This window comes from Pelagimonas sp., assembly GCF_050633425.1.
In the GTDB taxonomy this organism is placed as follows: domain Bacteria; phylum Pseudomonadota; class Alphaproteobacteria; order Rhodobacterales; family Rhodobacteraceae; genus Pelagimonas.
The window spans coordinates 171,723-183,788 of sequence record NZ_JBOEGM010000013.1 but is presented as its reverse complement, the minus strand read 5'-3'; the positions used below and the strand labels follow the sequence as shown (position 1 = coordinate 183,788).

Sequence of the window (12,066 nt, the reverse complement as noted above, 5' to 3'; positions counted from 1 at the left end):
GAGAATTTGAGACCTAAATGACGACCACTCGACTTTCCCCCGATGACAATGTTGCCACGGCATTGACCCCCCTGAAACCGGGTGAGCATGGCGCGGTTGAGCCAATCCCGCGCGGTCACAAGCTGGCACTGCGTGATATTGCTGCTGGGGAAAAAGTACAAAAATACGCTCAAACCATCGGCTTTGCCTCCGAAGACATCGTTGCAGGCGCCCATGTCCACACCCACAATCTCGCCTTTCGCACGGTCGAGGCGACCTATGAATTTGCCACCAACCTGCGCCCCGTAACCCCGGCTGAAACCCAAGACACATTTATGGGCTATCGCCGCGACACCGGCCGGGTGGGCACCCGCAATTATATTGCCGTGCTGACATCGGTGAACTGTTCGGCCACCGCCGCGCGCATGATTGCCCAAGCCTTTACACCCGAAATTATGGCCCAATACCCCAATGTCGATGGTGTCGTGGCCTTTGTGCATGGCACAGGATGCGGAATGGGCGGCGATGGCACCGGCTTTGAAGCCTTGCAGCGGGTGATGTGGGGATACGCCCGCAACCCCAATATCGGCGCGGTTTTGATGGCCGGATTGGGCTGCGAGATGAACCAGATTGATTGGCTGGTCGAGGCCTATGGCCTCAAACCCGGCCCGTTTTTCCAATCCATGAACATTCAGGATGTCGGAGGATTGCGCAAAACCGTTGATATGGGCATCGCCAAAATCAACGCCATGCTGCCCTTGGTCAATGAGGCCACACGCACCCCCTGCCCCGCATCCGAATTGATGGTTGGGTTGCAATGTGGCGGATCTGATGCGTGGTCGGGCATTTCTGCCAACCCTGCGGTGGGGCATGCCTGCGATCTGTTGGTGGCCCAAGGCGGCACCGGAGTTCTGGCCGAAACCCCCGAGATTTACGGTGCCGAACATTTGCTCACCGCGCGCGCAGTAGACGAGACCGTCGGCGGCAAACTGATCGAGCTGATCGACTGGTGGGAAGATTACACCACCCGCAACAAGGGCAGTATGGACAACAATCCATCGCCCGGAAATAAAAAGGGCGGCCTGACCACGATCCTAGAAAAATCACTGGGCGCTGCGGCCAAGGGGGGCACCTCGCCTTTGACTGGCGTCTATAAATACGCCGAAGAGGTGACAGCCAAAGGGTTCACTTTTATGGACAGCCCCGGCTATGACCCCGCCTCGGTCACCGGGCAAATTGCGTCGGGCTGCAACCTTGTGTGCTTTACCACCGGGCGCGGATCGGCCTTTGGATCCAAGCCGTCCCCCTGTATGAAAGTCGCCACCAACAGCCAGATGTATGACCGCCTGACCGACGATATGGATGTCGATGCAGGCAAGATTTTGACCGGCGCGGCCACGATCGAAGAGGTCGGGCGCGAGATTTATGAAATGTGGCTTCGGATGGCCAGCGGCGAGGCCACGAAATCCGAGGCGCAGGGCCTTGGCGATTTCGAATTCGTGCCGTGGCAGATCGGCGCGGTGATGTAATGGTTCGTGTTCCCATTTGTGTCATTGGTGCCGGGCAAATTGGGATGCGCCACATCGGCATCGCACAATCGCTGCCCGATGTAGAGCTGGTCGGGGTTGTTGAACCCGATGCTTACCGCCGTGCGGATTTGGATGCGCGTGGATTGCCGATGTTTGCCACGGTCGAAGATTTACCCTCCGAGACCAAGGCCGCCATCGTTTCCACACCGACCCCCGCCCATTTTCGTGCTGTGCGCGCGGCGCTTGAACGTGGCTTTGCCGTCTTGGTCGAAAAGCCGATTGGGGCTTCGTTGGATGAGGCCAAGGGGTTGATTAACTTGGCGGCCTCTTTGGGGCTACCCTTGTTCACCGGGCACCATCGCCGCTGTCATCCTTTTAGTATCGCGGCGCGGGACATGCTTCCCAAAATCGGGCAACCTATTGCGTTGCAAGGGTTTTGGTCACTGCGCAAACACGACACCTATTTCGATCTGCCGTGGCGTTGTGCCCCCGGCGGCGGCCCCTTGATGACCAATCTCAGCCATGAGATTGACCTGCTGCGCTTTCTCTTTGGCAATATCACCGAGGTCTCGGCGATGCTGTCCAATGCGTCACGTCAGCTCCAGGTCGAAGACACCGCGACGTTAAATATCCGGTTTGCCTCGGGGGCTTTGGGATCCTTCATGATCTCGGATTCCGGTGCCTCACCTTGGGCCTTTGAAGCGGCCTGCGGTGAAAACCCGGAACTGGCCCAGTCCGGGCAGGATTATATCCGTGCAACCGGAACCAAAGGCGCGATTGAGTTTCCATCGCTCACCCTCTGGCAAGGCAGCGACGGACAAGCGGTGAACTGGAACCACGCGATGACGCGCACCCATGGGCCCGATTTCACCGAGGTCGACCCTTTACGCGAACAAATGCGGCGCTTTGCAGCGGTTGTTGACGGGGGACAGGATGAGTTGCTGTGCTCTGCCAATGACGGGCTTGCAGCGCTGGAAATTGTATTGGCTGCAACGCTGTCAGGCCAGACCGGGATGCCGGTCCGGGCCGGCGGCGTTCCTGGCGATTATATAGGAGCTTGAGATGAGCAAAGAACATATTGGATTTATTGGCCTCGGTCTGATGGGCCGTGCCATGGTGGAATGCCTGCAAAAGGCCGGTTACCCGGTGACGGTTTTGGGCAACCGAGATCGCACCGGTGTCGAAGAGGCCGTCGCACGCGGCGGGTCCGAAGCGGCGAATGCCCGCGACGTGGCCAAAGCCTCGGATATCGTCATGTTGTGCATGGGCACCTCTGAACAGGTCGAAGGCCGGGTTTACGGCGATGACGGGGTGTTGGCCGGGGTGAAAGAGGGTCAGATCGTCATTGATTTTGGCACCTCCTTGCCGGGTTCGACGCTCAAGATTGGCGGCGACATGGAGGCCAAGGGCGCGATCTATATGGACGCTCCGATTGGCCGTACCCCTGCACATGCGGTCGATGGATTGCTGAACCTGATGTGTTCGGGCGACAAGGCAGCGTTTGATCGTGCAAAACCGGTGCTGGATGTGTTGGGCGAAAACGTGTTCCATCTGGGCAAGCTGGGAAGCGGGCATACGATCAAATTGATCAATAACTTTTTTGCTCAAAACGTGGCAATGGGCATGGCAGAGGCCTTTGTCACTGCGGATGCGGCTGGCATTGACCGGCAGGCTCTTTATGAAGTGATGGCCGCCGGGCCGCTGCGCTCGGGCATGATGGATTTCATCCGCAACTACGCGGTTGATGGCAAATGTGATTTGGCGTTTTCGGTGAACAATGCTGGCAAAGATGTTGGCTATTTCCGGGAAATGTCGGCAGAACTGGGGTTGAACAGCCGCATGTCTGCATGCGTCAGCGGGACCCTGAACGAAGCCCGCGACGCAGGTGAAGGCGAAATGATGGTGCCCGAAATGGTCGACTGGATGACCCGCAACTTGCCCAAAGGCTAACTTTATGAACACCGCCGCCCCGCGCGAAGAGCGCACCCCAGTGGGGATTTTGCTCATGGCTTTGGCGGTGGTGTTCTTTACCTGTATTGATACGACAGCAAAGTGGCTGATCCTGGCTGGGCTACCCGCGTTACAGGTGGTGTTTGCGCGCTATCTTGGCCATTTTATCTTTGCTTTGGTGTTTTTCACCGCCCGTCAGGGGACGGCGGCTTTTCGGACCCAATCCCCCGGACAACAGGCGTTGCGCTCGGTCTTCTTGATGACCAGCACGATCTGCAACTTTATTGCGCTACAATATTTACCGATCACCGTCACCACGACGATTATGTTCGCCGGGCCGATTGTGATCACCTTGTTGGCGATCCCACTGCTGGGGGAACAGGTCGGTATTCGGCGTATTCTGGCCGTCTGTGTAGGGTTTATCGGGGTCATAGTGGTCATGCGGCCTTGGGGGACCGGGTTTCATCCAGCGATGTTGTTGAACGTGGTCGCGCTCACGCTGGCATCGCTGTATTTCATCATGACACGGCGCATGGCTGGCAAGGAAAGCAATTCGTCGCAACAGCTATGGGCCAGCGGATTGGCCACATTGGTGTTGCTGCCGGTGGTTTTGCCATTGTGGACATGGCCCGAGGGCAGCGTTTGGATCGGGTTTTGTATCATTGGCCCCTTTGGGGCATTTGCCCACATCAGCGCGACTACCGCCCATCGCTTGGCCGATGCCTCGATCCTTGCGCCGGTGATCTATATCCAGATTTTTCTGGCGGCGTTGGCCGGTGTGTTGGTGTTCAACACCTGGCCAACCATTTGGACCTTGGCAGGCGGTCTCATCATCGTTGCGTCGGGCCTTTATATTTGGCACCGCGAACGGGTCAAAACCGTCTGAATTCGTCCCGAGGATGCCCCCGGAACCACAGCAGACTTACCCGCGTCCAATATACTTACCCGCGTCCAATATAAGGCATCGCCGATGCCATCACGGTCATGAACTGAACATTGGCCTCGAGGGGCAGGTTGGCCATATGCAACACCGAGCTGGCCACATGGGCCACATCCATCACTGGCTCAACCGCAATTGACCCGTCGGCCTGTGGCACACCTTGGGTCATGGCCTGCGCCATATCCGTCAGAGCGTTGCCAATATCAATTTGCCCGCAGGCAATGTTAAACGCCCGTCCATCCAAGGAAATTGTCCGGGTCAAACCGGTAATCGCATGTTTGGAGGTGCTATACGGGGCCGAGCCCCAACGCGGCACATAGGCCGACACCGATCCATTGTTGATGATGCGCCCCCCCTGTGGATCCTGGGCCCGCATCCGCGCAAATGCGGCCCGCGCACAGATGAACGACCCGGTGACATTGATGTCCATACAGCTGCGAAAGTCATCAACGCTGACTTCGTCAATTGGCGCGCCTTTGACGCTGACACCGGCATTATTAAAGAGCGCATCAATACGCCCCCATTCCGCCAGCGCCCCGTCAAACGCCGCATCAACCTGGGCCTCATCAACGACGTCACATGGCAGCGGAAGCGCTGATCCGGCATAGCGATCCGCCAGAGATTCAAGCGGCTCAGGTGAACGGCCCACCAATCCAACGCGCCATCCCGCGTCCAAAAATGCCTCTGCACAAGCTTTGCCGATGCCACGCCCGGCCCCTGTGATAATAATGCTCTTGCTCATGTTGCTTCGCCCTGATTTGTCTTGATCCAAATATCCCGCGGGAGTCGCCTCTGGCACTGCCTAGGCATCGCTGAGACACAAGGGCCAACGCCCCCTCCCCCACGTCTTTAAAACGCCCCCGCTTTGCGACGGAGGCGTTAGAGATGTTGTTAGTGGTTATCGCGCGCCAACGTGCGGCCGATCTTTTGATAGGCTGTTGCCAACTCAAGGCACCCCCCTTCAGCCAATTGCCCGACATGTTTGCGGTAAATCTCTTGCCACGGCGTCTGGTGCTCAAGCTCTGGGGCCTCCCAGGCGTCAATCCGTGCCTGCCATTCCGCATCCTCGACCAGCGCGTTCAAAGTCGACTGGTTCAAATCCAGGCGCACCATGTCGCCGGTTTTGAGATAGGCCAGACCGCCGCCAACCACCGATTCAGGCGAGGCATTCAAGATGGACGGGCTTTCGGATGTCCCAGATTGGCGGCCATCGCCAACTGTTGGCAGGTGGTTGATACCGCCTTTGATCAGTTCGTCCGGCGGCTGCATATTCACCACTTCGGCCGAACCGGGATAGCCAACACAGCCGACACCGCGAATAAACAGAATGCAGTTTTCGTCAATCTCGAGCGCCGGGTCGTTCAGACGGTCATGGTAATCTTCGGGGCCTTCAAACACGATAGCGCGGGCTTCGTGGACACCTTCTTTGCCGGGATGTGACAAAAACCGCTGTTGGAAATCCGCCGAAATCACCGAGGTTTTCATCAATGCGCTGTCAAACAGGTTGCCTGACAGAACCTTGAACCCTGAATTTTCGCGCATCGGAGCGTCATAGGTTTTGATCACATCAAGATCGACACTTTCAACGCCGTCCAATGTCTCGCCCATGGTCTTGCCCGAGGCGGTCATTGCGCCCTCATGCAAACGACCAGCCTTTTTCAGCTCGCCCATGATCGCAGGAACACCACCAGCGCGGTAGAATCCTTCGCCCAGATATTCGCCAGCTGGCTGCACATTGGCCAACAAAGGCACGTCAAAACCAATTGTTTCCCAATCCTTGACGTTCAGCTCAACACCGACATGGCGCGCAACGGCCTGCAAATGCGGAGGAGCATTGGTCGACCCCCCAATCGCCGCATTGGTGACGATGGCGTTTTCAAAGGCTTCACGGGTCATGATGTCAGACGGCTTGAGGTCATCCAACACCATCTGAACAATACGTTTTCCGGTCAGGAAGGCCATCTCCATCCGCTCCCGGAATGGTGCAGGAATGGCCGAGCTTCCGGTCAGCGTCATGCCCAGCGCTTCGGCCATGGCGTTCATGGTTGAGGCTGTGCCCATGGTGTTGCAATGGCCCATCGACGGGGCCGAAGCACAGGCGCGCTCCATAAATTCTTCGTAATCAATTTTGCCTTCTGCCAACAACCGGCGACCTTCCCAGATCACGGTGCCAGACCCCGCGCGTTTGCCTTTGAACCAACCATCCAACATCGGGCCGCCATTGAGCGCAATCGCGGGGAGGTCAACCGTCGCCGCCCCCATCAGCATCGCCGGGGTGGTTTTATCGCAGCCAGTTGTCAGCACGACACCGTCAATCGGATAGCCGTGCAGCACCTCGACCAAGGTCAAATAAGACAGGTTGCGATCAAGCGCCGCCGTCGGGCGTTTGCCGGTTTCCTGGATCGGGTGAACCGGAAATTCCATAGGAATACCACCGGCTTCGCGGATGCCGGCCTTGATCCGATCCATCAAGAAAACGTGGATTTTATTGCATGGCGCGAGGTCGCTGCCGGTTTGGGCGATACCGATAATTGGGCGCTCACTTTGCAACTCTTCGCGGGTGAAGGTCGCGTTTTGATAGCGCTCAAGATACAGCGCGGTCATTCCCGGATTGTTTGGATTATCGAACCATTCTTGTGAACGGAAACGCTTGTTGGCGCGTGTATCGGACATGTTTTCTCTCCCCTTTGGCGACGGCTGCGCAGGATCGCGACACGGTCAAAATTCGATCCGCGATTCGATACTGGCAAGCTCCGTGGCTTGCGGTAGCATTTCAACTTGGTATACCAAATGCAAGGGAGTGTCGCCGAATAGGGCGGCAGGGAGGGATTTCATGAGACAAAACATGAAGAGATATCACACTGCTGCCTTGGTCGCGCTCGCACTTGCAGGCCAGGATGTAGCGGCAGAGATTGACGTTCACAAGGTCGACTTGGCAGCTGTGGATGGCTGTATTGCGAATGCGATGACCTTGGAACAATCGCCGCTAAGCTGCATCGATGCGGCCCATACGCCGTGCCTTGAAATTTCGGCTGAGACCCCAAACGTCACCACGCTGTGTTTCAAGCAAGCGCAGGATCAGTGGTCGCATGGCATCGCCCGTCATATGGAGGTCTTGTCTCAGGAAGCCCCCAAGGAAATTGTCGCGATTGCCCGGATCGAGGTGAAATACGACCTGCTGGCTAGCCTGTTGCAATGTGATCGAATGGATGAATTGGCCGCCTTGCGCGGCACCGCCAATGAAGAGCGGCTCAAACAAAAGACACGCTGTCGTGCGACGGCAAGCGGATTGGCCTTTGCCCGGATGGTTTGGCGGTCACCGATGCGGCAAGAATAGACTGCGCCCTGCTCTGGTGCCTGATCTAAGTATTTGGCCTGAGCATCCATGCAAGGTATCTGGCCCAAGTATCTGGCGTATGGCGGCGGAAAAATGGTATACCAAATTCAGGATCACCTTGACCCGAGGGCTTCAAACATAGAACTCCCCCATACCGAAAACACGTAAATAGGATGCCAGAATGCCCCATGACACCGCGATTGCCGAACTGAAAACACTGTTGGGAGATCGGCTTGTGAGCACGCAGGCGGATCGTGATCATCATGGCCAAAACGAAAGCTATCATCCGAAGATTATCCCCGATGCCATTGCCTATCCGACCTCGACCGAGGAAGTGTCGCAGATCGTGAAAATCTGCGCGGCGCATAATTGCCCGGTCACGGCCTATGGCGCAGCGAGTTCGCTTGAAGGGCAGCATCTGGCGCTTGAGGGCGGCATCAGCCTTGACACAAGCAAGATGGCCAAGCTGTTGAAAGTGAACGACGAAGACCTGAACGTGGTGGTGCAACCCGGTCTCAACCGGATTGAACTGAACGAAGAATTACGCGCCACTGGGTTGTTCTTTCCGCTGGATCCAGGGGCGAATGCCTCGCTTGGTGGCATGGCGGCGACACGGGCCTCGGGCACGACAGCTGTCCGATACGGCACCATGGCCGATTGTGTGCTGGCGCTCGAAGCGGTAATGGCCGACGGCACGATCATTCGCACCGGATCACAGGCGCGCAAATCCTCGACTGGATATGATCTCACCCACCTGCTGATCGGGTCCGAAGGCACCTTGGGTATCATCACCGAACTGACCCTGAAGTTGCAAGGCATTCCCGAGGCGGCCTCGGCTGCAACCTGTCGGTTCGACAGTGTTGAGGATGCGGTCAACTGCGTGATCCTGACCATTCAAAGCGGCCTTCCCATGGCGCGGATTGAGCTGATTGACGAAGCGATGGTGCGTGGCTTTAATCTATATAGTGACGCTGGTCTGCCCGAAAAACCGCACTTGTTCGTCGAGTTCAACGGCACCCCGAACGCTGTCGCCGAACAAGCCGCGAGCTTTGGTGAAATCGCCGAAGAGTTCGGAGCAACCGGGTTTGAACGCGCCGAACGCACCGAAGACCGCACCAAGCTTTGGAACATGCGCCACAATGCTCATCACGCCAACAGAGCGCTGGCCCCAACCAAAGAGATCATCACCACCGACGTGTGTGTTCCGATCTCAAAACTTGCTGAAGCCATTGTTGAAGCGCAGGAAAAGTCCCGCGAAATGGGTCTGAGCTGTGCCATTGTTGGCCATGTCGGCGACGGCAACTATCATTGCGGACTGAATGTGGATGCCAGCGACGCCGAAGAAATGAGCCGCGCCAAGGCCTTTGTCGGCTTGCTCAATGACAGTGCTTTGCGCCTTGGCGGAACCGTGAGCGGAGAGCATGGCATCGGCATGGGCAAAACAGCCTATATGCATGCCGAACACGGCGACGCGCTTGCATTTATGCGTGCCATTAAGACGGCTCTTGATCCGCAAGGCATTCTAAATCCGGGCAAAATCCTGCCTGCCCTCAACCACTAAACACGACGGAAAAGAACAGTTATGAATCGCTTTTTATGCCTCGGAGAATGCATGGTTGAATTGGCCCCAACCGGGGATGGCCTTTATCATATGGGCTATGCCGGGGACACGTTCAACTGTGCGTGGTATGCGCGGCAATTGCTTGGCGATGAATGGACGGTGCAATATGGCACGGTGGTTGGGCAAGATGCGGCATCCGATGGGATGCTGGATTATATGCAAACACACGGTGTCGATACATCGACGGTGCGGCGGGTGTCGCACCGGACTGTTGGGCTCTATTCGATCCAGCTCAAGGAGGGCGAGCGTAGCTTTTCCTATTGGCGCGGAGAGGCCGCGGCGCGGCTCTTGGCCGATGACGAGGATTGGCTGGACAGCATCTTGGCGGGTCGCCAGGTGATCCAGTTTTCCGGCATCACATTGGCGATTTTGCCACCAGAAAAACGACAGGTTTTGGCCCGCGCCTTGACCAAAGCCCGCAAAGGCGGGGCGCTGGTGGCGTTTGACACCAACCTGCGCCCCAAGTTGTGGGAAAGCGCACAGGCCATGCGCGAGGGATTGGTGCTTGGGGCATCGGTCTCTGACGTGGTCTTGCCAAGCTTTGACGAAGAAGAAGCCTGTTTTGGCGATAAAACCCAAGCCGATACAGTTGCGCGATATCGCGATGTAGGGGCCAAAATTATAGCCGTCAAAAATGGCGCAGACGCATGCCATGTTTGGGCCGACGGCGATGGTGAAACAGAGGTACAGCCCGCCAAAGTGGAGACTGTTGTCGACAGCACGGCCGCTGGTGACAGTTTTGCCGGCGGTTTTCTTGCGTCTTTGGTTCAGGGCGCAACGGCGGCCGAGGCCACCAAAAACGCGTCGCAATTAGCGGCGCAGGTCATTCAACGACGGGGCGCGCTTGCACCCGATATTTTTGTCAAAGGACATGCGAAATGAAAGTACTTATTCTCGGTGGCGGTGGTTTCTTGGGCCGTAAACTGGCCTTATCCTTGGCAGATCGGCAAGAATTGCGCGGGTCGAAAATCGATCAAATGGTCTTGGCTGATATTGTTGATCCCAAGCCAATTGATGCGCCCTTTGAGATGGAGTACCAGCGCTGCGATATTTCCGATCCGGCATCTGTGGCGACATGTGTTGATGCTGAAATTGATGTGATTTATCTGCTGGCGGCTGTCGTTTCGGCCCATGCCGAACAGGATCTGGATTCAGGGATACAGGCCAATATTATGGGCGTTCTCAATGTTTTGGAACGCTGTAGAGAGCTTGAAACCTGCCCTGTTGTTGTCTTTACATCCTCAATTGCAGTGTTTGGCGGCGACACGCCCCAGCCGTTTAACGATTACAGCCTGCCCAATCCACAAACCAGCTATGGCGCGCAAAAGATGATCGGTGAATACCTGATCACGGATTATTCGCGCCGCGGGTTGATTGACGGGCGCGGGTTTCGCTTGCCCACCATCACAGTGCGCCCCGGTAAACCGAACCGCGCGGCCTCTAGCTTTATGTCCGGCATTTTCCGTGAGCCACTGAACGGCGAAACGGCCAACTGCCCGGTGGAACCGGATTTCAAACAGCTCTATCTCAGCCCGCGAAAATGCGTTGAGAACTTGGTCAAAGGGGCCGAATTAGACGCTGTTGATCTGGGCCAAAATCGGTGTTTGACGATGCCAGGCAAGACCTGGACGATTGCGGAAATGATCGAGGCCATGACCCAAGTCGCCGGTCCTGCCGCTGCCACCCGGATCACCTGGAACAAGCAGCCGGAAATCGACGGCATCCTTAAGGGCTGGCACATGGATATTCACCCCGAGCGTGGCCTGGCATTGGGGCTTGAGGCGGATGAGAGTTTCGAGGACAACATCCGTATCTATCTCGAAGACGACGCCCCAAAATCCTAAAGGATCATACCATGTCCCAATTCGCCCAATACCCGTGCCTGCAAGGGAAAACCGTGTTTATCACCGGCGGTGCGTCGGGCATTGGTGCTGAACTCGTCACCGCCTTTGCCGCACAAGGGGCCAGGGTCGGTTTCGTCGATAAGGATGTTGCTGGTGGCGAAGCTTTGGCGGCAAAAACCGATGGCGACGTCGCCTTTGAGGCCTGTGATCTGCGCGATATTGACAGTCTGAAAGCGGCCTTTTCCCGGCTGTCGGATAGGATTGGCAATGCGCAGGTGCTGGTCAACAATGCAGCACGCGATGACCGCCATGATTGGGCCGAGGTGACACCGGAATACTGGGACGAGCGTCAGCAAACCAACCTGCGCCACATGTTCTTTGCCATGCAGGCCGTGGCACCTGCAATGATCGAAGCCGGCACCGGGTCGATAATCAATATGGGGTCAAATTCGTGGTGGGAAGCGGTGGGGAATTTCCCGGCCTATGCCACTGCCAAGGCGGCTGTACATGGTCTGTCGCGAACCATGGCGCGCGATTTGGGTGACAGCCGGATCAGGGTCAACACCGTCGTGCCCGGTTGGATTATGACGGACCGGCAAAAAGAGCTTTGGGTGACGCCCGAAGGTCTTGCCGATCATCTGAAAAACCAATGTTTGCCCGATCCGATTGAGCCGGTTTACGTCGCGCGTATGGCGCTGTTCTTGGCGTCCGACGACGCGGCCATGTGTACGGGTGGAAACTTCTTTGTTGACGGTGGGTCGGTTTAACCGCCCTCTTCGGCGAAAGGGGTGGGGCATCCGGTTTGGGTGCCCGCTTTTCTGCCCAGCTTTTCTGACCAGCTTGTCTGGACCATTACTCTGGTCCGT

General features: G+C 57.0%; 11 protein-coding genes. 9 read left to right on the top strand and 2 right to left on the bottom strand.

Annotated elements, in window-relative coordinates; all coding sequences use genetic code 11:
- Window positions 1-17: 17 nt before the first annotated feature.
- From ACRBB0_RS12020 to ACRBB0_RS12005, 4 genes are read left to right on the top strand one after another with little or no spacing between them, the layout of a single operon-like run.
- Window positions 18-1,508 (top strand): UxaA family hydrolase, encoded by a 1,491-nt coding sequence (locus ACRBB0_RS12020; RefSeq protein ID WP_431374677.1) that lies wholly within the window; start codon window positions 18-20, stop codon window positions 1,506-1,508.
- Entirely contained in the window at window positions 1,508-2,569 is a 1,062-nt protein-coding gene (locus ACRBB0_RS12015; protein ID WP_431374676.1) for a Gfo/Idh/MocA family protein, read from the top strand. The genes ACRBB0_RS12020 and ACRBB0_RS12015 overlap by 1 nt, the downstream gene beginning before the upstream one ends.
- A 1-nt stretch (window position 2,570) precedes the next feature.
- Window positions 2,571-3,458, top strand: coding sequence for an NAD(P)-dependent oxidoreductase (locus ACRBB0_RS12010; protein ID WP_431374675.1), 888 nt, complete (start codon window positions 2,571-2,573; stop codon window positions 3,456-3,458).
- A 4-nt stretch (window positions 3,459-3,462) separates the two neighbouring features.
- Window positions 3,463-4,344 (top strand): DMT family transporter, encoded by an 882-nt coding sequence (locus ACRBB0_RS12005; protein WP_431374674.1) that lies wholly within the window; start codon window positions 3,463-3,465, stop codon window positions 4,342-4,344.
- Between the two features lie 55 nt (window positions 4,345-4,399).
- Here the strand turns inward: ACRBB0_RS12005 and ACRBB0_RS12000 are convergent, their stop codons facing one another.
- Together ACRBB0_RS12000 and ACRBB0_RS11995 are read right to left on the bottom strand one after the other, a co-directional pair.
- Window positions 4,400-5,140 (bottom strand): SDR family oxidoreductase, encoded by a 741-nt coding sequence (locus ACRBB0_RS12000; RefSeq protein ID WP_431374673.1) that lies wholly within the window; start codon window positions 5,138-5,140, stop codon window positions 4,400-4,402.
- Window positions 5,141-5,289: 149 nt separating this feature from the next.
- Window positions 5,290-7,071, bottom strand: coding sequence for an IlvD/Edd family dehydratase (locus tag ACRBB0_RS11995; RefSeq protein ID WP_431374672.1), 1,782 nt, complete (start codon window positions 7,069-7,071; stop codon window positions 5,290-5,292).
- Between the two features lie 172 nt (window positions 7,072-7,243).
- On the opposite strand from ACRBB0_RS11995, the gene ACRBB0_RS11990 reads away from it, so the two are divergent.
- The 5 genes from ACRBB0_RS11990 (at window position 7,244) to ACRBB0_RS11970 (ending at window position 11,967) form a co-directional block, all read left to right on the top strand.
- Window positions 7,244-7,735: a hypothetical protein gene (locus ACRBB0_RS11990; protein WP_431374671.1), complete on the top strand. Its 492-nt coding sequence runs from the start codon at window positions 7,244-7,246 to the stop codon at window positions 7,733-7,735.
- 181 nt (window positions 7,736-7,916) lie between these two features.
- Window positions 7,917-9,296, top strand: a complete 1,380-nt coding sequence (locus tag ACRBB0_RS11985; RefSeq protein WP_431374670.1) for an FAD-binding oxidoreductase — start codon at window positions 7,917-7,919, stop codon at window positions 9,294-9,296.
- 21 nt (window positions 9,297-9,317) lie between these two features.
- Entirely contained in the window at window positions 9,318-10,238 is a 921-nt protein-coding gene (locus tag ACRBB0_RS11980; protein WP_431374669.1) for a sugar kinase, read from the top strand.
- Complete coding sequence (denD, locus tag ACRBB0_RS11975) at window positions 10,235-11,200, top strand: D-erythronate dehydrogenase (protein ID WP_431374668.1); 966 nt, start codon at window positions 10,235-10,237, stop codon at window positions 11,198-11,200. Before ACRBB0_RS11980 ends, denD begins: the two co-directional genes overlap by 4 nt.
- A gap of 11 nt (window positions 11,201-11,211) precedes the next feature.
- On the top strand, window positions 11,212-11,967 hold the full coding sequence (locus ACRBB0_RS11970; RefSeq protein WP_431374667.1) for an SDR family NAD(P)-dependent oxidoreductase: 756 nt from the start codon (window positions 11,212-11,214) through the stop codon (window positions 11,965-11,967).
- The last annotated feature ends 99 nt before the right edge of the window (window positions 11,968-12,066 follow it).